This window comes from Caulobacter sp. FG121 (genome assembly GCF_057809815.1).
This window is the reverse complement of record NZ_JBMDKR010000010.1, coordinates 25,322-49,646: the sequence shown is the minus strand read 5'-3', so window position 1 is coordinate 49,646 and position 24,325 is coordinate 25,322. Positions and strand designations below refer to the sequence as shown.

Annotated in this window: 20 protein-coding genes; 4 read left to right on the top strand and 16 right to left on the bottom strand. The window is 68.0% G+C overall.

Annotated elements, in window-relative coordinates; genetic code table 11:
- Window positions 1–35: 35 nt before the first annotated feature.
- Window positions 36–863: a nucleotidyl transferase AbiEii/AbiGii toxin family protein gene (locus ACODSL_RS18645; RefSeq protein WP_488902237.1), complete on the top strand. Its 828-nt coding sequence runs from the start codon at window positions 36–38 to the stop codon at window positions 861–863.
- Window positions 864–1,149: 286 nt separating this feature from the next.
- Entirely contained in the window at window positions 1,150–2,082 is a 933-nt protein-coding gene (locus ACODSL_RS18640; RefSeq protein ID WP_488902236.1) for a DUF2493 domain-containing protein, read from the top strand.
- Window positions 2,083–2,488: 406 nt separating this feature from the next.
- Here ACODSL_RS18640 and mobA read toward each other — a convergent pair whose 3' ends face one another.
- The 11 genes from mobA to ACODSL_RS18585 are packed head-to-tail and all read right to left on the bottom strand — an operon-like array spanning window position 2,489 to window position 16,063.
- A complete protein-coding gene (mobA, locus tag ACODSL_RS18635; protein WP_488902235.1) occupies window positions 2,489–3,079 on the bottom strand; it encodes a molybdenum cofactor guanylyltransferase in 591 nt (196 codons plus the stop codon).
- The gene (locus ACODSL_RS18630) at window positions 3,076–3,741 is read right to left on the bottom strand and encodes a carbonic anhydrase (RefSeq protein WP_488902234.1); all 666 of its coding nucleotides are present in this window, start codon (window positions 3,739–3,741) and stop codon (window positions 3,076–3,078) included. Before ACODSL_RS18630 ends, mobA begins: the two co-directional genes overlap by 4 nt.
- Window positions 3,738–4,313: a hemerythrin domain-containing protein gene (locus tag ACODSL_RS18625; RefSeq protein ID WP_488902233.1), complete on the bottom strand. Its 576-nt coding sequence runs from the start codon at window positions 4,311–4,313 to the stop codon at window positions 3,738–3,740. The genes ACODSL_RS18630 and ACODSL_RS18625 overlap by 4 nt, the downstream gene beginning before the upstream one ends.
- Window positions 4,310–5,503, bottom strand: coding sequence for an alginate export family protein (locus tag ACODSL_RS18620; RefSeq protein ID WP_488902232.1), 1,194 nt, complete (start codon window positions 5,501–5,503; stop codon window positions 4,310–4,312). The genes ACODSL_RS18625 and ACODSL_RS18620 overlap by 4 nt, the downstream gene beginning before the upstream one ends.
- Window positions 5,504–5,508: 5 nt before the next feature.
- A complete protein-coding gene (locus ACODSL_RS18615) occupies window positions 5,509–6,621 on the bottom strand; it encodes a peptidylprolyl isomerase (RefSeq protein WP_488902231.1) in 1,113 nt (370 codons plus the stop codon).
- Window positions 6,618–7,346 carry a respiratory nitrate reductase subunit gamma gene (gene narI / locus ACODSL_RS18610; RefSeq protein WP_488902230.1) on the bottom strand — a complete coding sequence of 243 codons (729 nt, stop codon included), beginning with the start codon at window positions 7,344–7,346 and terminating at the stop codon, window positions 6,618–6,620. The genes ACODSL_RS18615 and narI overlap by 4 nt, the downstream gene beginning before the upstream one ends.
- A gap of 10 nt (window positions 7,347–7,356) precedes the next feature.
- Window positions 7,357–8,061 carry a nitrate reductase molybdenum cofactor assembly chaperone gene (narJ, locus tag ACODSL_RS18605; protein ID WP_488902229.1) on the bottom strand — a complete coding sequence of 235 codons (705 nt, stop codon included), beginning with the start codon at window positions 8,059–8,061 and terminating at the stop codon, window positions 7,357–7,359.
- A gap of 1 nt (window position 8,062) precedes the next feature.
- Window positions 8,063–9,586, bottom strand: a complete 1,524-nt coding sequence (narH, locus tag ACODSL_RS18600; RefSeq protein ID WP_488902228.1) for a nitrate reductase subunit beta — start codon at window positions 9,584–9,586, stop codon at window positions 8,063–8,065.
- Window positions 9,583–13,314: a nitrate reductase subunit alpha gene (locus ACODSL_RS18595; protein ID WP_488902227.1), complete on the bottom strand. Its 3,732-nt coding sequence runs from the start codon at window positions 13,312–13,314 to the stop codon at window positions 9,583–9,585. Before ACODSL_RS18595 ends, narH begins: the two co-directional genes overlap by 4 nt.
- Window positions 13,311–14,735 carry an MFS transporter gene (locus ACODSL_RS18590; protein WP_488902226.1) on the bottom strand — a complete coding sequence of 475 codons (1,425 nt, stop codon included), beginning with the start codon at window positions 14,733–14,735 and terminating at the stop codon, window positions 13,311–13,313. The genes ACODSL_RS18595 and ACODSL_RS18590 overlap by 4 nt, the downstream gene beginning before the upstream one ends.
- 17 nt (window positions 14,736–14,752) lie before the next feature.
- Complete coding sequence (locus ACODSL_RS18585; protein WP_488902225.1) at window positions 14,753–16,063, bottom strand: MFS transporter; 1,311 nt, start codon at window positions 16,061–16,063, stop codon at window positions 14,753–14,755.
- A 351-nt stretch (window positions 16,064–16,414) separates the two neighbouring features.
- On the opposite strand from ACODSL_RS18585, the gene ftrB reads away from it, so the two are divergent.
- Window positions 16,415–17,194: a transcriptional activator FtrB gene (gene ftrB / locus ACODSL_RS18580; protein ID WP_488902224.1), complete on the top strand. Its 780-nt coding sequence runs from the start codon at window positions 16,415–16,417 to the stop codon at window positions 17,192–17,194.
- Here the strand turns inward: ftrB and moaA are convergent, their stop codons facing one another.
- The 3 genes from moaA to ACODSL_RS18565 form a co-directional block, all read right to left on the bottom strand.
- Window positions 17,195–18,178, bottom strand: a complete 984-nt coding sequence (gene moaA / locus ACODSL_RS18575) for a GTP 3',8-cyclase MoaA (RefSeq protein ID WP_488902223.1) — start codon at window positions 18,176–18,178, stop codon at window positions 17,195–17,197.
- 83 nt (window positions 18,179–18,261) lie between these two features.
- A complete protein-coding gene (locus ACODSL_RS18570; protein ID WP_488902222.1) occupies window positions 18,262–19,437 on the bottom strand; it encodes an NnrS family protein in 1,176 nt (391 codons plus the stop codon).
- Between the two features lie 114 nt (window positions 19,438–19,551).
- The gene (locus ACODSL_RS18565) at window positions 19,552–21,780 is read right to left on the bottom strand and encodes an adenosylcobalamin-dependent ribonucleoside-diphosphate reductase (protein ID WP_488902221.1); all 2,229 of its coding nucleotides are present in this window, start codon (window positions 21,778–21,780) and stop codon (window positions 19,552–19,554) included.
- 186 nt (window positions 21,781–21,966) lie between these two features.
- On the opposite strand from ACODSL_RS18565, the gene ACODSL_RS18560 reads away from it, so the two are divergent.
- On the top strand, window positions 21,967–22,479 hold the full coding sequence (locus ACODSL_RS18560) for a hemerythrin domain-containing protein (RefSeq protein WP_488902220.1): 513 nt from the start codon (window positions 21,967–21,969) through the stop codon (window positions 22,477–22,479).
- Here the strand turns inward: ACODSL_RS18560 and ACODSL_RS18555 are convergent.
- Together ACODSL_RS18555 and moaB are read right to left on the bottom strand one after the other, a co-directional pair.
- Window positions 22,476–23,663, bottom strand: coding sequence for a molybdopterin molybdotransferase MoeA (locus tag ACODSL_RS18555; RefSeq protein WP_488902219.1), 1,188 nt, complete (start codon window positions 23,661–23,663; stop codon window positions 22,476–22,478). The two genes, ACODSL_RS18560 and ACODSL_RS18555, sit on opposite strands and share 4 nt — an antisense overlap.
- Window positions 23,660–24,196, bottom strand: coding sequence for a molybdenum cofactor biosynthesis protein B (moaB, locus tag ACODSL_RS18550; RefSeq protein ID WP_488902218.1), 537 nt, complete (start codon window positions 24,194–24,196; stop codon window positions 23,660–23,662). Before moaB ends, ACODSL_RS18555 begins: the two co-directional genes overlap by 4 nt.
- Between the last annotated feature and the right edge of the window lie 129 nt (window positions 24,197–24,325).

Sequence of the window (24,325 nt, the reverse complement as noted above, 5' to 3'; positions counted from 1 at the left end):
TCAAGGGTGGGACATCGCTCTCGAAGGCCTACGGCGTGATCCGGCGGTTCTCCGAAGACGTCGATCTTACCTATGACATCCGCGCGCTCGCGCCGGACCTGGTGGGAGAGACCGGCGACGCCCTGCCGGCGTCACGCGGCGAAGAGCGGCGCTGGACCAAGGCGGTCGGCCAGCGGCTCCCGCGATGGGTCGAGGATCACGTCCTACCAACCCTCCAGGCCAGACGTACGGTCGAGGGGGCGCCCGCGCGGCTTCGGCTCGAAGGCGAGAAAGTCTTTGTCGAATACGAACCTCTGGCCACCGGCTCGGGCTATGTCGCACCGGCGGTCATGCTGGAGTTTGGCGCCCGGTCCACGGGTGAACCCAGCGCGCTGCACGACGTCGTCTGCGACGCCGCGGGACTTGTCGAAGGCGTGGTCTTTCCGACCGCGCGGCCAATGGTGATGCGGGCTGAGCGCACCTTCTGGGAGAAGGCGACAGCCATCCACGTCTTCTGCGCCCAAGGCCGGCTGCGGGGTGACCGTTTCGCTCGGCATTGGCATGACCTGGCGCGGCTCGATGATGCGGGTTTTGCGCAAGCTGCCATCGCCGACCAGGCGCTGGCCCAGGCGGTCGCCGATCACAAGGCCATGTTCTTTGTCGAAAAGGACGCGGGCAAGGCGGTCATCGACTATCAGGCGGCCGTGCATGGCGCGATTCATCTGGCGCCGGAGGGCGAAGCCCGCGCCGTCCTCGCGGCAGACTATGAGGCCATGGTCGCTGATGGCCTGCTGTTCGATGACGCCGAACCCTTCGATCAGCTGATGGCCCATTGCCTGGAGCTTGAGGGCCGCATCAATGCGGCCATGCACCCCGCCCCATAGGGGCCGGTGAGGACGGCGCGCTAGCGCTTTGAGGTCAGGGGTCTTTCGGCGCGGGCCATTTCTGGCCCTTCGTGGACAGCTTGGCCGGCCCGACGTGCGCGAAATCCACACGAGACACAGTTGCGTGGCGGTCTGCAGCCCTTTGGCTCTTGAGACCTCGCCACCGTCCGAGGCCCCCCACAAGGGACGCTGCGCTCAAAGCCCTTGTGGGGGGCCTCGGGCCGTCGGCGCGAGACGGTCGTCGAGCCGACAGGCTCCACACCCCACTCCGAAAGGATGTCTCGCAATGCAGTTTTCTTCACACGCTCCCCTGACCGGCCAGATGACCTACTTCGAGGCCCAGGCCCTGACCCTCGACGACCCCCGCCCCCATCCTCACGAAGAGGCGCTTATCCAACTCGGCCACGCCCTGATGAACGAGGTGCTCGATGTCTTCATCGACACGGCCCTGGAGGATTTCCAGGCAATCGCTTCGGAGAGCCTGATCGGGGCCTTCCATTCGGCGGCGCAACGGATCGAACGCGAAGCCGACCGCGCCAGGGATGACCTCAACCGACTGACCCGGGATTTCGACGGCTCGGAGATCGCCGATACCGAACTCCAGACTGCCACCCGCAAGGCCCGCGCCGCCGATGTCGCCACCATGGCCCTCGAATTCGTCCGAGACGCCGCGGCGGCCAGTTATACGACGGCGACTGGTGAGGTCTGGAGCCCCTGGAAGGGCAACGTCAGAGCTTCAAGGACAACCGCCGCACAGATCGAGGCCCGGGATGTCATCCGCTCAGCCAAGGCTCGAAAGCACTCCGCCGCCGACCCCGGGGCGACCATCATCGCCTTCCGCGGATCGCCGCTCGCAGACACCGCAGAGGACGCGGGCCGCATCTTCGATGCTCTCAACTGGGCTCGCGAGCAGTGGCCGGAAATGGCTCTGGCCACGACCGGCGCCAAGGGCGCCGAGAAGCTGGCGATCAAGTGGGTGAAGTCCAAGAACGTGACCCTGGTCCTGGCCAAGGCCGATTTTGACCGTTATGGACGGGCCGCCCCGTTCCGGGCCAACGACGAGATGCTCGAACTTGATCCGGTCTGCGTCCTGACTCTGGCCAATACCCTCAACGTCGAGCGCGGCGCGGGTCTGCAACCCTTCGGACCGGCTCTCAATCTTGGACAGAAGGCCGGCGACAAGGGTGTGCGCCATGTCGTCATCCGAGCGCGGATCTAAGGCGGGGAAACGGCTAGATTTCTCGGCGGCGCAGAAGGCGCTGCCGAGCGTGTTCAGGCCCCACTCCGAACTTGGTACCCACGATGCTCTTCGGGCCTGCCGGGGGGCTCGCTTGCCTTTCCGAGAAGCAGACTCTCAGAATGTCGCAAAAGGGTGGGGAGCAGACATTGCGGCTGTCGCGGCCAGATAGCTGCCATGCGCCAGGAGCGGAAATTGAGCTGCGTCCAGGAAGCGGTCGTCTAGACGCGCTGTCCGGCCAGCTCCTCACTCGATCCAGACCAGCCAACACAACGCCTCTCAATCGGCACCGGAAATTGACGCCCCTCGTCCACGCCCGATCGACTTGGTGCAGAATCGCACCGCCACTTGGCTGACTGCCTGAACCGGCGCGTCTGACGTTGACGTACTAGTTGCGCACGCTATCCGATACTCGGGCCAGGTCTATCGGCGTGTTGATGTTTTCAAAGGCCGGAGCGGACCCGTTGTCCCAAACCACCGTCGCCATGCTCACCGCCTCGGCGAAGCCTCGAAGCGACGACCGCCCCGTGGCAAGGTAGTCAGGCAGCTTGGCCTGCACCGCAACGTCCCAGACCGCGCAAACCGGATGCAGTCGGCCGGCGCAGATAGCCATGGCGACTCCAGCGTCCGGCGCCAAGGCGTCCTCCAGCCGTCGCGCCAGATCGTCGGGAAGGCCCGGCATGTCGCAGGGCAGCGTCAGGAGCCGACTTGCCCCTTCTTCGCGAGCGTAGGCTAACGCCGCCGAAAGACCGGCCAACGGCCCCTCGATACCCGGGTCGTCCAGCACCAACGGCGCCGCGACCGGCCCCACCTGGTCCGGCGAACGCACGGACACGGCGACTTGTGGCGACCAGCTGCGCGCCCGGTCGAGGGCCTGGGCGATCAGGCTCTGGCCCCGGAACAGGCGCAGCGGCTTGCCGCCGCCCATGCGACGCCCCTCCCCGCCGGCCAGAACCACGACCAGAAGGTCCCGCGTCATTCCGCCCGCCCCCGGCGCGGCCGGCCACGTCGGGCTTTCGGCGCGGGCGGCCCTCGACCGGTAGCGTCCGCAACGCTTTCAATCGTCGTTTCCAGGTCTCGCAGCAGGCCGTCCTGAATGGAGTAGATCCAGCCGTGGATCGACAGCGGCTGGCCTCGCCCCCAGGCGTCCCGGACAAAGGGATTGTCGGCGAGGCTTTCGACCTGGGCCAGGACGTTGCGTTCGCAGACGAGGTTCACCCGTGCGTCGAAGTCGAGGATGCCATCAAGCTCGACCGAGTCGCGCCGGCAGAGACAGGCCACCGGCTGGAGCCAATGATCTATAAGCCCGTGGCGTTGGCCAGACACGGCCGCCCGGACACCGCCGCAACCATAGTGTCCGCAGACGATGATGTGTTGCACCTTCAGGATCTCGACCGCGAACTGCAGCACCGACAGAAAGTTGGCGTCCTGCGGCGGGGCGAGGTTGGCGACGTTTCGGTGGACGAACAGCTCGCCCGGATCGAGGCCGACGATCTCGTTGGCCGGCACGCGGCTGTCGGCGCAGCCGATCCAGAGATATTCGGGGCCCTGCTGGGCGGCCAGCCGGCGGAAATACTCCGGGTCCATCCGCGTGCGTCCGGCGGCCCAGCGCAGGTTGCGGTCGAACAGCTCGGCGATCACGCGCCCCGCTCCGGCGGCGCCATGCCGCGTCGCGCGGCCAGCCGGCGCGCGAGGCCGGCCAGATCCTCCGGCGTCAGCCGCTGTCGCGCGATCGGCAGGACCACGGCGTTCTCCAGCGCCAGATGACGCCGTTCCTGGGCGGCGAAGGCGGCGAGATCGCGCCGCCCGTCCAGCTGGGCGCCCGGCGCGGCGCGGGTGTCGAGGCAGTGTTCAAGGTAGGTCCGCACGGCGCGACCGAGCAGGCCGTCGGCCTTATGTTCGGCCGACAGCACGCCGAGCACGCCCTCAACCTCGTCTTCGGCGAGGCAGCGGCGGCGCAGGAGCGGGAAGAGGTCCTCCTCCTCGTCGATGATGTGGATCGGCGCCTCGAAGCGGAGGAAGTCGACCACCTCGGCGATCGGCCCGGGATCGAAGAAGGTCGCCGTGCTCAGATGGTCAATCAGGCCGCAGAGCTGGCGATGCCGGAAGTGTTCGGCGAAGAAGAAGTCGAGAGGGGTCGCCATCAGGTCCGGCGAGATCGGCTCGATCCCGCCGTCGGGGCCGCGCGAGGGCGACTCCCTCTCGCGGGTCACAGCTTGAGGTCCAGGGTGATCCAGACCTTGGTCCGGTCGGCGAAGGCCGGGGCATCGCCGTTGAACCAGGCGGCCTTCATCTCGAACGACAGCGTCGGCGTCAGCGGCAGCGAGGCCGAGGCGTCGATCTCGCGGCCGTAGTCGAGGCCGCCATCGGCGTCGGTGAAGTCGTGCGCCGCCGCCGCCAGCTTCAGCTTGCGCGTTCCGACCGGAAGGGTGGTCCCGGCGCGCAGGTTCAGGTCCCGCACGCCTCTGGCCGGGGTGGTGAGGAACACGTCGGCCCAGCCCTGGAACGCATGCAGCGTCGCCAGCGGCGTGCCGAAGCCGCGCAGGCCGTCGCCGTCCAGCCGCTCCAGCCCGACGGTGATGTAGCGGCTGTCCTTCTTCAGGCCGGCGGCCAGGGCGAGGTAGTCGAGATCAAAGTCGGTCGGGTTCGAGCCATGGTCGGTCTGGCGGGCGTACTCGACGTCCCAGGTCAGCGACGGGCCGGCCGCCAGCGGCCGCGACCCGCTCAGCCGCGCGCCCCAGGTGGCGCTCGACTGCAGCGGGGCGGTCCCGAAGTCGAGCAGGTAGCCGTAGGCCGTCAGCTGCCCCGCCGGGGTCTTCGTCTCCAGCTGGATCACATGGGAGTCGCTGTCCCATTCCCCCTGGGGGCTGTCGTCGCCGAGAATCCGCCGGACCCGGTCGATGTAGATCCAGGTCAGGGTCGTGCCCGGGTTGACCTTGAACGCGACCCGGGCCGCGTCGAAGGTCTGTTCGTTCTGGCGGAATCCGACGTTGCCGACGAAGCGGGCGTTGCCCAGCACGATGCGCTGGCGGCCGACCACGACATCGGCTTTCGGGCCCGACCAGGAGATCTGGGCGCGGTTGAGCTCGGTGGCTTCGGGATCGAGCACGGTCGGATAGCTCGTCTGGCCGTTGGTCGTGCTGTTGTAGCGGTCCGACAGGGCCGTGACGTTCTCGGCCTCGACGAGCGCCTTGAAGCCGTTCCAGGTCGGGGTCTCGTAGCCCAGCCGGGTGCGCAGGGTCAGGGCTTCGGCCTCGTTGGCGAAGCCGGCCTGATCGACGAACTCGTAGCGCAGGCGGGCGTCGACGATCCAGTCGCCCTGCCCTTCGGCGGCATGGGCGAGGCCGGGCGCGGCAAGGGCGGCGAGCGCCATGGGCAGCAGAGCGGCAGGGTGACGGCGCATGGCGGTCAGCGTCTCCGGATGAGGGTGAAGGTGGCCTTGGCGGGGACCAGCCGGGACTTGAGGATCGCGCCCAGCGCCGACAGGGCGGGGTCCTCGGCGCCCTGGGCCGCGGAGATGACGCGGGTCCAGGCTTCGTCGTCGCCGCCCTGGACGAAGTTGGCCACGGCGGTGCGGACCCAGTCGGCAGGGGGCGCGCCGTCAGCGGCCGCAGCGGCTTCAACCCGCTCCAGCAGGCCGGCGTCGGTCGCGGCCAGCCAGGACAGCAGGCGCGGCGCGGCGGCCGCGTCGGCGATCATGTCGCCGAGGGTCGCGCCTTCGGACAGCTCGCCGTCGGCCGAGATGACCAGACCCACGCCGCGCGACCGGGCGCGATCGGCGAGGTCGGCCACATACTGGACCGCGGCCGCGATCCAGGCCCGGCTTTCCAGGTGCATGCGGATGCGGCCGGCGACCTGTTCGAACGGCAGCTGACAACCTTCGATGCGACGATCGAGGCGCAGGACGTGCCAGCCGAAGCGCGATCGCACCGGCCGCGACGAGATCTGCGCCGGCAGGAGCGCGGCAAAGGCCCGCTCGACCTCCGGCGCAAGATCGCCCGGACCGAGCTGTCCCAGTGAGCCGCCGACCGCGCCGGACGGACAGGCCGAATGCTCCCGCGCAAGATCGGCGAACCGGGCGGGCGTCTCCAGCAGGACCTGACCGATGGTCTCGGCGGCGAGCCGGGCCGCCTCGATGGCCGAGTCGCCGTCGCCCTCGATGCCAAACAGGATATGCGAGGCCTCGTAGAGCACCGGCGTGCGGAAGCGGGCGGGCGTGGCGTCATAGACCCGACGGCACTCCGCCTCGCTCGGGGTCTCCGGATCGACCTCCTCGGCGAGGACAGCGCGGACGAGCGCTTCCTCGGGCGTTTCCTCGCGGCCCCGCTCATCCAGTTCTGGCTCGGCGACCAGGCCGAGCTCGGCGGCGCGGTCGAGCAGCAGGGCCCTGACCGCCAGCGCATGGGCGGCGGCGGCGCGAACCTCCTCGGGCGATCCGCCCGGGTGGTTCTGGGCCTCCTGGGCGATCAGGCTTTCAGGGATCTGGACGCCGTCGGTGACGACATAGCGAAGGGCGCTCATGACAGGCCTCCCGGACGGCGGGCGGCGACGCGCGGCGGCGGCACGGCCCGGCGGGTGCGGACCAGCTGCCAGCCCCGGCGGTTGAGGTACCAGACCGGCGCCGACAGCATGTGGACCAGACGGGTGAACGGGAAGACGAGCAGGATCGTCAGACCCAGCACGATGTGGATCTTGAACACCCAGTGCACGTCGGTCAGCAGATCGGCGGCGCCCGGTCGCAGGGTGAAGATCCCCTGGGCCCAGCCCATGAACTTGACCATCTCGTGCCCGTCCAGGTGCTTGAGCGACTGCGGAATGGTCGACAGGCCAAGCAGCAGCTGGACCATCAGCATGATCAGGATGGCGCTGTCGCCGAAGCTGGAGGTGGCGCGGATGCGCGGGTCGAACAGCCGGCGGTGCAACAGCATGGCGCCGCCGACGAGGCACACGGCGCCCGCCGCGCCACCGGCGACGATGGCCAGCATCTGCTTGGCGGAGTGGGGCACGTGCAGGGCGTCGAACACGGCGATCGGGGTCAGCAGGCCGACGAAGTGGCCGGCGAAGATGGCCAGCACCCCGACATGGAACAGCACCGAGCCCATGACCAGCTGACGCCGGCGCAGCAGCTGCGAGGAGCCGGTGCGCCAGGTGTACTGCTCACGGTCGAAGCGCAGCACCGAGCCGATGACCAGCACCGACAGGGCGACGTACGGATAGACGCCGAACAGGATGTGATTGAAGTCCATTGTCCGCTCCTCAGGCCGCGCCGGCGCGTCGGGAGACCGGCGCGGGACTGGCGTTCATCGCCTGGATCAGGTTCTCAGCCTTCGGGCAGCCGACGTCGGAAGGTCCGAAGGTGACCGCGGTCTCGGCCCACAGCCGGTCGAGCGTCTCGAAGTCGCCCGGATCGTCGTCCGGCTCCTGCATCAGCGAGGCGAGCGCTTCTGCGTCGGCCTCGGCGCCGGCCAGGGCCGTCAACGCGCCGAACACCGCCCGGTAGGGGCTCTGCCGCTTGTGCAGCCGCTCGCCCATGGCGGCCAGGACGTGGGCTGCCTCGCCCAGCAGGGAGGCCGCTTCCGGCTCGGGCAACAGGGACAGAAACTCGAGGAACACCGGCAGGTTGTCAGGCAGTTCGTTGGCCGACAGCTCCACGCCCTTGCTGCGATAGAGCTCCAGCAGGGCGACCATCGCCTGGCCACGATCGCGGCTCTCGCCGTGAACGTGCTCATAGAGGTTCAGCGACAGTGAGCGGGTCCGGTCGAACTGCCAGACATAGCGTTCCTGCAGCTCGAACAGGTCGCCGTCGGTCAGCTCGTCGGCCAGTCGGGCGAGCGAGCGCCGGATCTGCACCGGGACCATGCCCTCGTCCTCGATCGCCTGGATGGCGGCCCCGGCGAGATCCTGGGTGTCGGCGGTCGGATAGGCCAGCAGCACGGCCAAAGCCTTGTAGGTAAGGGCCATCTCAGACCTCCATGAGGGGCTTGGCGCGCGAGCGCGGGTCCGAGCCGAACAGGCCAACCTCGGTGCGGCCGCCGGAGCAGCCGTTGCCGAACGAGAAGCCGCAGTCGCCGCGGAGCTCGTAGGCGTCCTCGGCGGTCTCGCGGTGGGTGGTGGGGATGACGAACCGGTCCTCGTAGTTGGCGATCGCCATGTACCGGTACATCTCCTCGATCTGGGCGGCGGTCAGGCCGACCCGGGCGGCCAGGGCGTGATCGGTGACCCCTTCGACCGTGCGGGCGCGCATGAAGCCGCGCATGGCCAGCATCCGCTCCAGGGCGGTGACCACCGGCGGCTCGTTGCCGGCGGTGAGCAGGTTGGCGAGATAGCGGACCGGGATGCGCAGGCTGGCGACGTCCGGCATCTGGCCGTCGTTCTCCAGCGCCCCGACCGAGGCCGCCGACTGGATCGGCGACAGCGGCGGCACGTACCAGACCATCGGCAGGGTCCGGTACTCAGGGTGCAGCGGGAAGGCGACCTTCCACTCGATGGCCATCTTGTAGACCGGGCTGCGGCGGGCCCCTTCGAGCCAGGCCTCCGGCACGCCGTCCAGACGCGCCTGGGCGATCACCGCCGGGTCGTTCGGGTCGAGGAAGACGTCGAGCTGGGCCTGGTAGAGATCCTTCTCGTCCGGCGTCGAGGCGGCCGCCTCGATGCGGTCGGCGTCATAGAGCAGCACGCCGAGATAGCGGATGCGGCCGACGCAGGTTTCCGAACAGACCGTCGGCTGGCCCACCTCGATGCGCGGGAAGCAGAAGGTGCACTTCTCCGACTTCCCGGAGTCCCAGTTGTAATAGATCTTCTTGTAGGGGCAGGCCGAGACGCACATTCGCCAGCCGCGGCACTTGTCCTGGTCGATCAGGACGATGCCGTCCTCCTCGCGCTTGTAGATCGCGCCCGAGGGACAGGCCGCCACGCAGGTGGGGTTGAGGCAGTGCTCGCACAGCCTCGGCAGGTACATCATGAAGGTCTGTTCGAAGGCCCCGTAGATCTCCTTCTCGATGCCCTCGAAGTTGGAATCCTGCGACCGCTTTGCGAACTCGCCGCCGAGGATTTCCTCCCAGTTGGGCCCCCATTCGATCTTTTCCATCCGCTTGCCCGTGATCTGCGAGCGCGGCCGGGCCGTCGGGAAATGCTTCATCTCCGGCGCGGACTGCAGGTGGCCGTAATCGAAGGTGAACGGCTCGTAGTAATCGTCGATCTCCGGCAGGTCGGGGTTGGCGAAGATCTTCGACAGGATCCGCCACTTGGCGCCCATGCGCGGTTCGATCTTGCCGTTGGCCTTGCGCCGCCAGCCGCCGTTCCATTTCTTCTGGTTCTCCCAGTCCTTGGGATAGCCGATGCCGGGCTTGGTCTCGACGTTGTTGAACCAGGCGTATTCAACGCCCTGGCGATTGGTCCAGACGTTCTTGCAGGTGACCGAACAGGTGTGACAGCCGATGCACTTGTCGAGATTCAGCACCATGCCGATCTGCGCGCGGATTTTCATTGACCGAACTCCCGGGATTCGAGCGGCTCTTCGAGCCAGTCGACCTTGTTCATCTTGCGAAGGACGATGAACTCGTCCCGGTTGGAGCCGACGGTGCCGTAGTAGTTGAAGCCGTAGGCCAGCTGGGCGTAGCCGCCGATCATGTGCGTCGGCTTGAGCACCGTGCGGGTGACCGAGTTGTGGATGCCGCCGCGCCGCCCGGTGATCTCCGACCCCGGCGTGTTCACGATCTTTTCCTGCGCGTGGTACATGAAGGTCGTGCCTTCACGGATGCGCTGGGAGACCACGGCGCGCGCGGTGAGCGCGCCGTTGGCGTTGAAGACCTCGATCCAGTCGTTGTCGACGATCCCGGCCTTGCGGGCGTCCGTCTCCGAAATCCAGACCACCGGCCCGCCGCGATTGAGGGTCAGCATGAGCAGGTTGTCGGAATAGGTGGAGTGGATGCCCCACTTCTGGTGCGGGGTGATGAAGTTGAGGACGATCTCGATCTCGCCGTTGGGCTTGAGGCCCTTCACGTGCGTGGTCTTCAGGTCGATCGGCGGCTTGTAGACGCACAGCGCCTCGCCGAAGGCCCGCATCCACAGGTGATCCTGGTAGAGCTGCTGCCGGCCCGTGAGGGTCCGCCAGGGGATCAGCTCATGCACGTTGGTATAGCCGGCGGTGTAGCAGACCTTCTCGCTCTCGATGCCCGACCAGGTCGGCGAGGAGATGATCTTGCGCGGCTGGGCGAGCAGATCGCGGAAGCGGATCTTCTCGTCCTCCTTGGGGATCGCCAGGTGGGCGTGCTGGCGGCCGGTCTGCTTCTCCAGCGCGTGCCAGGCCTTGACCGCCACCTCGCCGTTGGTCTCCGGCGCGAGCATCAGGATGGTCTCGCAGGCGTCGATGTCGCTGCTGATGCTCGGCATGCCCTCGGTGAGGCCGGCCGCGAGGACCGCGCCGTTCAGGTCGCGCAGGGCGTCGACCTCATGGCCCGTCTTCCAGGCCAGGCCCTTGCCGCCGTTGCCGGCCTTGTCGAGCAGGGGGCCGAGTGCGGTGAACTGCTTGTAGAGGTTGGGATAGTCCCGCTCGACGATGGTGATCTGGGGCATCGTCTTGCCCGGGATCGCCTCGCATTCGCCGAGGTACCAGTCCTTCACCTCGAAGGGCTGGGCCATCTCGCCGGGGCTGTCGTGCTGGATCGGGGTGAGGACGACGTCCTTCTCGACCCCCAGCACCTCCGGCGCGACCTGCGAGAACTTCTTCGCGATCGCCTTGAAGATCTCCCAGTCCGACTTCGACTCCCAGGCCGGATCCACGGCCGCCGACAGCGGGTGGATGAAGGGGTGCATGTCGGAGGTGTTGAGGTCGTTCTTCTCGTACCATGTGGCCGTCGGCAGAACGATGTCGGAGTAGACCGAGGTGGTCGACATGCGGAAGTCGAGGGTCACCAGCAGGTCGAGTTTCCCTTCCGGGGCCTCGTCATGCCAGACGACGTCGACGGGCTTGACCTGACCGGTCTCGCCCAGGTCCTTGCCCTGGACGCCGTGCGAGGCGCCGAGCAGGTGCTTGAGGAAATACTCGTGGCCCTTGCCGGAGGAGCCGAGCAGGTTCGAGCGCCAGACGAACATGTTGCGCGGCCAGTTGGCAGGATCGTCGGGGTCCATGCAGGACAGCTCGACCGAGCGGTCCTTGAGGCCGGACAGGGTGTAGTCCCGCGCATCAACCCCGGCCGCCGCCGCGGCTTTCGCCACGTCCAGCGGATTGGCCTTCAGCGCCGGCGTCGAGGGCAGCCAGCCCATCCGTTCGGCGCGGACGTTGAAGTCGATCATCGAGGCCTTCCACGGCCCCTCCGGCGCCGTGGGCGACAGAAGTTCGTCGATGCCGACCGTCTCGTAGCGCCACTGGTCGGAGTGGGCGTAGAAGAACGAGGTCGAGTTCTGCTGGCGGGGCGGCCGGATCCAGTCGGTGGCGAAGGCCAGGGGCGCCCAGCCGGTCTGGGGCCGCAGCTTTTCCTGACCCACATAGTGCGCCCAGCCGCCGCCGGACTGGCCGACGCAACCGCACATCACCAGCATGTTGATGACGCCGCGGTAGTTCATGTCCATGTGGAACCAGTGGTTCATCGCCGCGCCGATGATCACCATCGACTTGCCGTTGGTCTTCTCGGCGTTGGTGGCGAAGCCGCGGGCCACGGCGATGATCTGCTCGCGCGGCACGGTGGTGATGGCTTCGGCCCAGGCCGGCGAATAGGGCTGCAGGTCGTCGTAGGAGGTCGGCATGCAGTCGCCGCCGAAGCCCTGGTCGACGCCGTAGTTGGCCATGAACAGGTCGTAGACGCAGGCGACCAGCGCCTCGCCGTCCTTCAGCATGACCCGGCGGACCGGCACGTTGCGGGTCAGCACACTGGGGTGGTCGGTGGAGGCGAAGCCGTTGGTGGCGGTGTTGGCGAAATAGGGGAACCGGACCCCGGCGACTTCGTCGTGCGCGTCCTTGAGGCCCAGCTTCAGCGTGGTCTCGCGGCCGGCGGCGTCGCGTTCCTCAAGGTTCCAGCGGCCGTCCTCGCCCCAACGGAAGCCGATCGAGCCGTTGGGCACGACGATCTCGCCGGTGGCCTCGTCGATGGCCACGGTCTTCCAGTCGGGATTGTTGGCCTGCTCCAGGTCGCCGATGAAGTCCGAAGCGCGCAGCAGGCGCTCCGGGACGAAGCCGCCGTCCTGGGGAACCAGCCGCACCAGCATCGGCAGGTCGCTGTACTTGCGCAGGTAGTCGCGGAAGTACGGCACCTGCTTGTCGAGGTGATACTCCTTGAGGATCACATGGCCGAAGGCCATGGCCAGGGCGGCGTCCGTCCCCTGTTTCACCGGCAGCCACAGGTCCGAGAACTTCGAGGCTTCCGAATAGTCCGGGCAGATGACCACCGACTTGGCGCCGCGATAGCGGGCCTCGGTATAGAAGTGGGCGTCCGGCGTGCGGGTCTGCGGGACGTTGGAGCCCCACAGCAGCATGAAGCTGGAATTGTACCAGTCAGCGCTCTCGGCGACGTCGGTCTGTTCGCCCCAGGTCTGGGGCGAGGCCGGCGGCAGGTCGCAGTACCAGTCATAGAACGAGCCGCAGGTCCCGCCGAGGAGCTGCAGGTAGCGCGCGCCGGCCGCGTAGGAGACCATCGACATGGCCGGGATCGGCGAGAAGCCGAACACCCGGTCCGGACCCCAGCGCTTGACGGTGTGGGCGTTGGCCGCCGCGATGATCTCGGTGACCTCGTCCCAGTCGGCCCGCACGAAGCCGCCGGAGCCGCGCATGCTGGTGTAGGATTTGCGGGCCGCCGGATCGTCCTGGATCGAGGCCCAGGCCGCCACCGGCGGCAGGGTCTCGCGGGCCTTGCGCCACAGCCGCAACAGGCGCGAGCGGACCAGCGGATACTTCACCCGGTTGGCCGAGTAGAGGTACCAGCTGTAGCTGGCGCCGCGGGCGCAGCCGCGCGGCTCGTGGTTCGGCAGTTCCGGCCGCGTGCGCGGATAGTCGGTCTGCTGGGTCTCCCAGGTGACGATCCCGCCCTTGACGTAGATCTTCCACGAGCAGGAGCCGGTGCAGTTCACCCCGTGGGTCGAACGGACGATCTTGTCGTGCCGCCAGCGGGACCGGTAGGCTTCTTCCCAGGTGCGGTCATCGTCGTTCATCACCCCGTGGCCGTCGGAAAACAGCTCGGTCTTGCGCGTGAAGAACGCGAGGCGGTCAAGGGTATGGCTCATGCCACGGACTCCGGAGCGAAGGTCAGCGAGTGGGTGTTCAGCAGCGACTCGCGGCGGGCGTAGAACGCCCAGTTCACCGCCACGCAGCTGAGGTAGAAGGCGAAGAAGATCATCAGGGCCGTCGCCGGTCCACCCGTGGCCTTGAGCGAGTCGCCGAAGGCCATGGGGATGAAGAAGCCGCCGTAGGCGCCGATGGCGGAGCTGAAGCCGACAATGGCCGCCGCCTCCATTTCCGAGGCCTTCAGACGGGTCGCCAGGTCAGCCTTCGGCATCAGCCGGGGCATGTCGGCGCGAACGATCGCGGGGATCATCTGGAAGGTCGAGGCGTTGCCCACGCCGGTCCAGAAGAACAGCCAGAGGAAGGCGGCGAAGAACAGCGGGAAGGACGGCGCCGCGCCGGTCGCCCCGACGCTGTAGAGGACGCCAAGCACCCCGACGGCGAGGGCCAGAAACACCCAGTGGGTGACGTTCTGCCCCCCCCATTTGTCGGACACCCAGCCGGTCAGGGCGCGCGACAGGGCGCCGACCAGCGGGCCGAGGAAGGCGATCTTGAGCACCATAACGGCCGGGAACAGCGTCTTGGCCAGCAGCGGGAAGGCCGCGGAGAAGCCAATGAACGAGCCGAAGGTGCCGACGTAGAGGTAGCACATGATCCAGTTGTGCTTGCGCTTGAAGACCACCGACTGGGCCGCGAAGGACGCCTTGGCCGAGCTGATGTCGTTCATGCCGATCCAGGCGGCGGCGGCGGCGGCGAGGATGAACGGGACCCAGACGAAGCCGGCGTTCTGCAGCCAGACCTGACTCTGGACGCCCTTCTCGACGGCGATCTGCGGCGCGCCGACCACCGGGGCGAAGGCGCCCAGCGCGATGACCAGCGGGATCAGGAATTGCATCACGCTGACGCCGAGGTTGCCGAACCCGGCGTTGATGGCCAGGGCGTTGCCCTTCTCCTTCTTGGGGAAGAAGAAGGAGATGTTCGACATCGAGGAGGCGAAGTTGCCGCCGCCCAGGCCACAGAGCAGGGCCAGGATGACGAAGACGAGATAGGGCGTGTGCGGGTTCTGCACCGCCAGGCCGATGCCGATCGCCGGGATCAGCAGGGACAGGGTCGAGAGCACGGTCCACATCCGGCCGCCAAACACCGGCACGATGAAGCTGTAGAAGATCCGCAGCGTGGCGCCCGACAGCGCTGGCAGCGCGGCCAGCCAGAACAGCTGCTCCGTGGTGAAGGTGAAGCCGATCAGCTTCAGCTTGGCGATAACCATCGACCAGACCATCCAGATCGAGAAGGCCAACAGGAGGTTGGGGACCGAAATCCACAGGTTCCGGCTGGCAATCGCCTTGCCGGCCCCGGCCCAGAACGCCGGATCCTCGGGGCGCCAGTCCGCCAGCACATGTTTGGGGGTCGGGGCGGAAGCCATCGGGCTCTCCTTGAAAATCAGCTGTGGGCCGCGACCGGCGCCGGAGCGTCGGGCATGAGGCCGGAGAAGGGGCTGGGGTGCAAGCCGGACATTTCCGGCAGTTCGGGTAGCTGGGACAGCTGCGGCGTCCGCGCCCGCTCCATCCGCCGGATGGCGAAGTGCATCCAGGTCAGGGCCGAGGCGACCAGCACGAACAGCAGCATGAAGCAGCTGGTCCAGACACCGGTCAGATCATTGAGCAGGCCGAAGGTGATCGGCAGGACGAAGCCGCCCAGACCGCCGACCATGCCGACCAGCCCGCCGACCGAGCCGATGGTGTCGGGGTAGTAGACGGGGATGTGCTTGAACACCGCCGCCTTGCCCAGACTCATGCCGAAGCCGAGGCAGAACAGAAGCACGATGAACGGGCCAAGGCCCATGGCGACGCGGAAGGCGATCGGCCCGTGGATGCCGTCGACGATGTAGCTGGTCGGCGGATAGGACAGCAGGAAGGTGCAGACGGCGCTGATGCTGAAGGTGATGTACATCACGCGGCGCGCCCCGATCTTGTCCGACAGCCAGCCGCCGAACACCCGGAACAGCGAGCCGGGGATTGAATAGGCCGCGGCGACCATGCCGGCGACCTTGATGTTCAGGCCGTAGACCCCGACCAGATAGTGCGGCAGCCACAGGGCCAGGGCCACGAAGGCGCCGAAGACGAAGAAGTAGTAGAGCGAGAAGCGCCACACCTGCAGCTTCATCAGCGGGGTGAACTGCATCGCGGTGCTGACCGGCCTGGCGCCGGTCCGGCGGCGCTCGACCAGCTGCGGATCGTCGCGTGTCAGCAGGAAGAAGGCGACCGCGATCAGCGCCAGAGCCCCGGCCCAGATCTGGGCCACAGACTGCCAGCCGAAGGCGATCATCACGAATGGCGCGGTGAACTTGGTCACCGCCGCGCCGACGTTGCCCGCGCCGAAGATGCCGAGCGCCGTGCCCTGTTTTTCCTTGGGGAAGAACTTGGAGACATAGGCGATGCCGACGGCGAACGAGCCGCCGGCCATGCCGACACCGAGCGCGGCGACGAGGAACTGCGGATAGGTGTGGGCGTAGGACAGCAGGAAGGTGGCCAGAGCCGCCGACAGCATGACCATCAGATTGACCAGCCGCCCGCCGTACTGGTCGGTCCAGACGCCGAGCAGGACCCGCACCAGCGAGCCGGTCAGGATTGGCGTGCCGGCCAGCAGGCCGAACTGGGCCTCGCTGAGTCCCAGATCCTGTTTGATCTGGACGCCGATGATCGAGAAGATCGTCCACACTGCGAAACAGGCGGTGAAGGCGAAGGTGCTCATCCAGAGCGCCGAACCGGCGCCATCCGCCGCTTTGGGCGTATCCCCGACCATCTGCGAAGCCGTTCTTCCGCGCCGACGACTATCGCCGGCTGACAGCCGTGTTTCTGCTGCAGAGATCAGATGGAACAATTGATCCGGGTCAAAGAGTGTCTGAAATCAGGATATGAAAAGCAATATTTCCGCGGGCTGATGGTCAGTATTGATCGAATGACCGGCGCCGTTTGCTTAAGGTTTGCCCTTGACTTGATGTTTATCAAGTGACGATCATCACGCCATCTCGAGTTGATCCACATCAAGGCGTTCTGGCGCGCGAATCGATGAATTCAACCTCTACGATTGGAGAGAACGGGCATGCCCATGCGCAGCGCTGACATAGAACGGGTCCGGGCCCTGCCGCTGTTCAAGAGCGCCATGCCGCGGACCTTCGACAACTTGATCGCGGGCGGCTTCTTGCAGAAATTCCCGGCCGGCACGACCTTGCTGATGGAGGGCGACCCCGTCGATTTCCTCTACATCCTGATCGAGGGGCTCGCCGAGCTGCAGGGCACCTGGAACGACAAGGAGACCACCCTCGCCGTCCTTCGTCCGGTCTCGACCTTCATTCTCGCCGCCGTCGTGCTCGACGCGGACGCGCTGATGACCGCCCGGACGATCGAGCGGTCCGACATTCTGATGATTTCCGGTGAGGCCGTGCGGCGCGCCATGAAGGAAGACGCGGGCTTTGCCGTGGCCGTCGCGGAGGAGCTCTCGGGCTGCTATCGCGGCCTCGTGCGAACCGTGAAGAACCAGAAGCTGCGCGGCGCCTCCGAGCGGCTGGCCAACTATCTGCTGGCCGAACAGGTCAGCCAGGGCGGCGGTCCGACGCTGGTCCTGCCGCATGAAAAGCGGGTCCTGGCTTCCTTGCTGGGCATGACGCCGGAGAACCTGTCGCGCGCCTTCGCCAACCTCGCGGACTATGGCGTCGCGGTGAACGGCCCCGAGGTGTTGATCCACCGGCCCGCCGTGCTTGACCGCCTGGCCAAGCCGGACCGGCTGATCGACAGCCATCTGCACCCCTCCGCCGCCCGGGTCGGCATGGCGGCGCGGGAATGCAGCGCCAGCGCCGCCAGCCCTGTCGGCGCGCTGAACTGATCAGCCGCCCAGCTGGGCCAGATGGCGCGTGTCGCCGGTGATCTGCTCCGCCAACCGATGACCGGCCGCCTTGCCGCCGAGCGCCCCGACGACCCGGGCGGCCAGAGCATCGCGATCGGCGTCCTCATCCAGCAGGTCGCGCAGGTCGATGCCGCCATCGCCGAACAGGCATAGCCGCAGCCTGCCTCGCGCCGTGACCCGCAGACGATTGCAGCCGTCGCAGAAGCCGGCGCCATAGGGGGCGATCAGACCGATGCGTCCAACGTGATCCGGATGGACGTATTCGACCGCCGGCCCGTCGTCATGGCCGCGCGCCCGAGGTGTCCAGCCGCCGGCCTCGAGCCAGGACCGCAGCACATGGCCGCCGACATGCTGGCGCGCGAAATAGTCAGCATTGTCGCCGGTGCGCATGAGCTCGATGAAGCGCACGGCGACGGGCCGGGCACGGACGAAATCGGCGAACCGCGCAAACTGGGAAGGCCCGGCCGCATCCTTCAGCAGCACCGCGTTGATCTTCACCGACGGCACACCGAGCTCCAGCGCCCGGTCCAAGCCCGCCATCACGGCCGGCAGGCGGTCATGGCCGGTGATCCGGTGGAACATCTCGCGGTCGAGCGAGTCGATGCTGACGTTGAGGTTGGTCAGGCCGCCGGCGCTCCAGTCGTCGATGTTCCGCGCCAGGTTCCAGCCGTTGGTGGTGATGGCGGCCTTGTCGATTCCGGGTGTCGCGCGCACGCGGCGGATAATTTCGCCGACATCGCGGCGCACCGACGGCTCTCCGCCGGTCAGGCGGATCTTGCCCACGCCGAGCTGCGCGAAGACATCAACCAGCCGCCCGATCTCGGGCACCGTCAGGAACGAGGCGGGCTGGGTCTTCTGGTAGCCGTTCGGCAGGCAGTAGGTGCAGCGGAAGTTGCACACCTCGGTGATCGAGAGCCGCAGGTACTGGAACCGGCGGCCAAGACTGTCGATGAGGCGGGTCATGGGGGCGGGCTCGCGGGGATCGCCCCCGACATAGGGCGCCGGGGTCGCGCCACCTTGATCCTTCTCAAAGGCCTGGATGCGCATCAGCTGGCCAGCCGCGGGCGGACGAGCATCGGGCCGTAGCGCAGCACGAAGGCCGCGAAGGCCAGCACCCAAAGGCCCCCGGCCGCGATCAGCAGCGGCTCGCGCTGGGCGACGGCGAAGGCCGCGGCCACCCGCAGGACCGCCGCCAGGTTGGCCGCGACATAGACCAGGGTCGTCGCCCGGTCGGCCTCGCGCGCGCGTCCCGTGTGGCCGAGGGTCGCGCGGGTCATCATGGCCAGGGTCATGACCCCGGCGGCTCCGGCCAGCAGCGCGTGCAGGCCGGCCGTGCGCGGAACCAGGCCGGGCCACAGCACGCTCGCGCCGGTCAGGGTCAGGCCCAGCCCCAGCCAGCCGTAACCGGCGTGGAGGCTCCAGACCAGCGGGTCGGTCAACACCTTCGCGGTCCGCCAACGCGCCAGCCGCGCCAGTGTCGCCGTCCCGCCGAGGAGGAGGCCGACGCCTGCGAGCGGATGATCGGGAAAGGCGATCCAAGCCGCCAGGCCGGCGGCGGCGGCCATCACGCCGAAGCGGTCGAAGCGGTCCTCGGTCGTCGGCAGGGGCGCCAGCCGCGCCTGCATCATCCAGTTGCGCGTGAAGCTCGGAACCACCCGGCCACCGATGAAGGCGATCAGCATGGCGATCATGGCCACCGCGCCGCGCTCGGCCAGCGGACCCAGGTCCGGCCAGGAAAGACGCGCGTGAAAGGTCAGGTTGGCCAGCGCCAACAGGGTGACCATCACCGCCACCGGCAGGTTGCGCCAGTTGCGGCCGGCCAGAACCTCGCGCCAGATCACGGCGGCGAACACGACGAGGAAGGCCGCATCAACGGCCGCAGCGGCGGGAAGCGCGGGAGCCAGCAGCATGGCCGCGCGACCCGCCAGCCAGAGCGCGGCGAGACCGGCAAGCGGCGCGCCCGTGACCGGCAGCCTGCCCGTCCAGTTGGGTACGGCGGTCAGCAGGAAGCCGGCGACGACCCCGCCGACGTAGCCGAACAGCATTTCGTGCACATGCCAGTCGCGGTCGACCGAGGGCCCGCCCTGTCCGCCGAGATGGACCCAGAGCCACAGCGGTACGGCGATGACGGCCCATACCGCCGCGCCCAGGAAGAAGGGCCGAAAGCCGAAGCTCAGGAGAGCCGGCCCTGTATAGCGGCGGCGGGCGGCGGCGGACGGCATGATCGGGACTCACGAACTCTGGGAAAGGTAGGCAGCCATAGCCCGCCCTCGCGCGCGCCGCCTTGAGCCGCTGCTGCCGCCCGCTTGTCGCAAATCAAGCGGGCGGCGATACCGTCACCCGCATTTCGAATGACCGCAGTCGAGGCAGGTATCGCAACCCTCCTTGCGGACCAACGCCGCCGCCCCGCAGCGTGGGCAGCAGGCAAGACGCGGCGCGGGCCTCGCCGCCGGGTCCGGGTCCCCTTCCCCATGACACGGCGTCGGCGACTGCCCGGTCATATGCCGCTCGACCACACCGCCGATCGCCGCCAGCAGCGAGGGCACATACCGGCCGTCCAGCCAGGCGCCGCCGCGGGGATCAAACACCGCCTTCAGTTCCTCCGCCACGAATGAGACGTCGCCGCCGCGCCGGAATACCGCCGAGATCATCCGCGTCAGTCCGACGGTCCACGCGTAGTGGTCCATATTGCGCGAGTTGACGAAGATCTCGAACGGCCGCCGCCCGTGCGCATCGACGGTATCGTTGAGGGTGACGTAGACGGCGTGATCACTCTCCGGCCATTTGATCTTGTAGGTCATGCCCTCCAGCGCCTGCGGGCGGCTCGTCAGATGTGGCTCCGGTGGCCGGACAGGCGCGACGGTAGCCAACGGCGGAACGCTGAGCACAGACCCGGTGATCGCGTTGGGCCGGTAGGTGGTCAGGCCCTTGCAGCCCAACCGATAGCCTTCGACGTAGATGTCGGCGAAGGCTTCGAAGTCGATGTCTTCCGGGCAGTTGACCGTCTTGGAGATCGAGCTGTCGACCATGGTCTGGGCGACCGCCTGCATGCGCAGATGATCGGCGGGGGTCAGCGTCTGGGCGCTGACGAACAGATCTTCCGGCGGCGGATCGTCGCCATGGACCGCCTTCCAGACGGACAGGGCGTAGTCCTCGACCAGCTCCTCCCGGCTCGAGCCGTCCGGCTGGCGAACCTTGCGGCTGTAGGCATAGGCGAACACCGGCTCGACCCCGGACGAGACGTTGCCCGCGAGGATCGAGGTCGTGCCGGTGGGAGCGATCGACGTCAGGCAGCCGTTGCGCAGGCCGTGGGCGCTGATGAGGTCGCGAGTCTCCTCGTCAAGCGACGCCAGGTTGGGACGCTCAAGCATGGAAGCTTGATACAGCGGGAAAACCCCCTTCTCGGCCGCCAGCCGGGCGGAGGTGCGATAGGCCTCGCGCTTGACAACGCCCAGCCAGCGCCGGGTCAGGTCGACGGCCTCATCGCCTCCATAGCGGGCGCCGCAAAAGGCCAGGGCGTTGGCCAGACCCGTGACGCCAAGGCCCAGGCGCCGCTTCCATTTCGCTTCGGCCTCCTGGGCCTCGAGCGGAAAGCGGGAAATGTCGATCACGTTGTCGAGGAAGCGCACCGCGGTCCGCGTGAGCTGGCCCAGTTCTTCCTCATCAATGGCCGCGCCTGTCGCGAACGGCGACTTCACCAGCCGGGCCAGATTGATCGAGCCGAGCAGACAGGCGCCGTAAGGCGGCAGCATCTGTTCGCCACAGGGATTGCTGGCGAGGATCTCCTCGCAATCGGCCAGGTTGTTGGCCGCGTTGACCCGGTCGATGAAGATCACCCCCGGCTCGGCGCAGTCGTAGGTCGCCCGCATCAGCCGCGCCCACAGGTCCGCGGCCGGAAGCACCCGGTGAACCTTGCCGCCAAAGGTCAGAGTCCAGTCGCCGCCGGCCGCGAGCGCGGCCATGAAGGCGTCGCTGACCAGCACCGACAGGTTGAAGTTGCGGAACCGGCCGCCGTCCCGCTTGGCGTCTATGAAGGCCTCGATGTCCGGATGCTCGATACGCAGACAGCCCATCATCGCGCCCCGCCGCTGGCCGGCGGACATGATGGTGCGGCACATGGCATCCCAGACGTCCATGAAGCTGAGCGGCCCCGATGCATCGGCCGCGACGCCGGACACGAAGGCGCCGGCCGGACGAATGGACGAGAAGTCCATGCCGACCCCGCCGCCCTGCTGCAGGGTCAGCGCCGCCTCCCGGACATGGTCGAAGATGCCGCCCAGGTCGTCGGGAATCACCCCCATGACGAAGCAGTTGAACAGCGTGACGCTGCGGGCGGTGCCCGCGCCGGCGATGATCCGGCCGGCCGGCAGGAAGCGGTGATCCCGCAAGGCGTCGTAGAATTCCGCCTCGACCGGCGCGCGAAGCTCCGGGTCTTCGGCCTCGGCAACCGCGCGGGCGATCCGGCGCCATGTATCCTCTACCACCTGGTCGCCATGCCCGCCGTGCGGCGCAAAGCGGTACTTGCTGGACCAGATTTCGCCGGCCAGCGGGGTGTCGAACGCCATGAGAGACCTCGTTGAAACTGATCCGGCAGGCTTCCCGACTCCTTGCGGCGTCCGATAGGGGGCGCAGCCTGTCGCACCTGAAGATCATCGACAGGTCGCCACTTGTCGCGGGTCAAGCGCCGCCCCGGCGTCCTTCAAGGCGCACGAGCGAAGACAGGTTCAGGATTGCGTTGAAGGAGACGCCTGATGCCATTCGATACCGCTATCGCGCCTGAACGCATCGTGCAGGAGGCCTGGGCCGACGTGGGTCCGGCCACCCTGATCGATCACATTCTCCGACGTTATCATGACGTCCATCGCACCCAGTTTCCGGAGGCCATCGCCCTGGCGCGCCGGGTGGAAGCAGTCCATCAGGACCATCCGCGCTGTCCGCGCGGCCTGTCCGACCATCTCGCCATCATGGCGGACCATCTGATGTCGCATCAGCGACGTGAGGAAGAGGTGCTTTTTCCGCTGATGCTCGACGGCGGTCATCCAATGATCCGCCATCCGATAGGCCGAATGGAGGAGGAGCATCGCGACGTCGACGAGCAACTGGTGCGGCTGGCGGCGCTGACGACGGACTTCACCGCGCCGGTGGACGCCTGTCGGACCTGGCAGACGCTCTATCGCTGCTGCCGCGACATCGCGGTGGACCTGCGCGAGCACATGCGCCTGGAAAACGACATCCTGTTCGCGCAGTTTATTGAAGCCACCTAGAGATCGAGAACCTCGACGCGATCGCCGATCACGACGGACGGCGCGTTCGGGCGCCGTCGAACGAGCAGGTCCGATGCGGCGAGCGCGCGCTGGGCCGACGAGTCCTGGTCGTCCGAGAGGAGCACCTCGCCACGGTCCAGCCGCGCCCGGTGAAACGTCTCGCGATCGCCCTCCTGCCCCATCGGCCCGGCCAGGGCCACGGATCGCCAGGCCCACGCCTTGCGCGGGTTGCGTCCCGCCAGGCCGGCCACCAGCGGCGCCAGGAACAGGCGCGCGGTCACCAGCGCCGAGGTCGGATTGCCGGGCAGGCCGACGATGACGGTCCCGCCGACGCGGCCCATCCAGACCGGCTTGCCCGGCTTGATCGCCACCTTGCTGAACAGCAACTCCAGCCCGAGCGGCGCGAACATTTCACGGGCGAAATCCCGCTCGCCGACGGAAGCGCCGCCGGTGACCACCACCACGTCGGCCTCGGCGACGGCCTCCGCTGCTGCGGCCTGAAGAAAGGCCAAGTCATCGCCGCACCGACGGCGTGACACGATCCGGGCGCCCCAATTCTCAGCCAGGGCCGCGACGCCGAACGAGACGCTCTCCGGAATGGCGTCCGGCCGAAGGTCATGCGATCCGGGCGCGGCCAGTTCGTCGCCAGTGGCCAGGATGGCCACCCTCGGCCTCCGGAAGACCTCCAACGCCCCCAGATTGGCCGCCGCCGCCGCGATCAGCCGTTGAGCGTTCAGGCGGCGACCGGCGGGCACGAGCAGATCGCCGACCCGGAAGTCGGATCCGGCCTCCCTGAGATGCCGCCTCGCGCACAGAGGATGGGCGAACAGCGCCTGATCGCCGTGCCGCCGCACCTCTTCCTGGATGATGACCCGGTCCGCGCCGTCGGGCAGAGGCGCGCCGGTAAAGATGCGCAGGCAGGCGCCGGCGGGCAACGCGCCCGCGAACCCTGCCCCGGCGAAGGACTCGCCGGCGACCGGCAGACTGACCGGCAGCACCGCGAGATCGGCCTCGCGCACGGCATAGCCATCCATCGCGGAGACACAGGACGAGGGAGACGCGCGACCGGCCAGCACCGGCTCGGCCAGCACACGGCCCCTCGCGTCGGCGAGGGCCACGGATTCTCTTCCCAGCGGACCGGCGATCCCCGCGACGAGCACCGCCGCCTCGTCGAAGGTGATCACGGGCAGATGTCCCGGAAGCGCGGGATCTGACCCACGAGCGAACAGGGCTTGAACCGGCTGTCGAGTTCCATCGACAGGACCAGGTCCCAGGCGTCGCGACAGGCGCCTGTGGAGCCCGGCAGGCAGAAGACAAAGGTGTCGCCGGCCTGGCCGGCGAAGGCGCGGGACTGGAGGGTCGCCACCCCGACCGTGCCCTGACTGGCCTGGTGGAAGACCACGGAGAAGCCGTCCATCTCACGTCGGAACAGCGGTTTGACCGCCTCCGGCGTCACATCGCGCGGCGAGAAGCCCGTGCCGCCGGTGGACAGCACGACATCAATCCCCGCCTCGGCGACCCAGGCCGCGACCTGGTCTCGGATCGGCCCGACGTCGTCCTTGACGATCGCTCGGGCGGCCAGCGTGTGGCCCGCGACTGTCAGCCTGTCGATCAGCAGTCCGCCCGAGGTGTCGGTTTCCAGCGTGCGGGTGTCCGACACGGTCAAGACAGCGATGTTGAGGGGGTAGAAGGCGCGATCTGGATCAATGCCTGCCATGGAGTCTCCATTGCCGGAGCGCCCCGGCGCGAACCGCCGGGTCAGCGCCGCCTCGGCGCCGCGACCGGTCCAGACGCCTGACTAGCGCGTTGCCGGACCGCGCCATTTGTCCAACATCAAGTGACCACC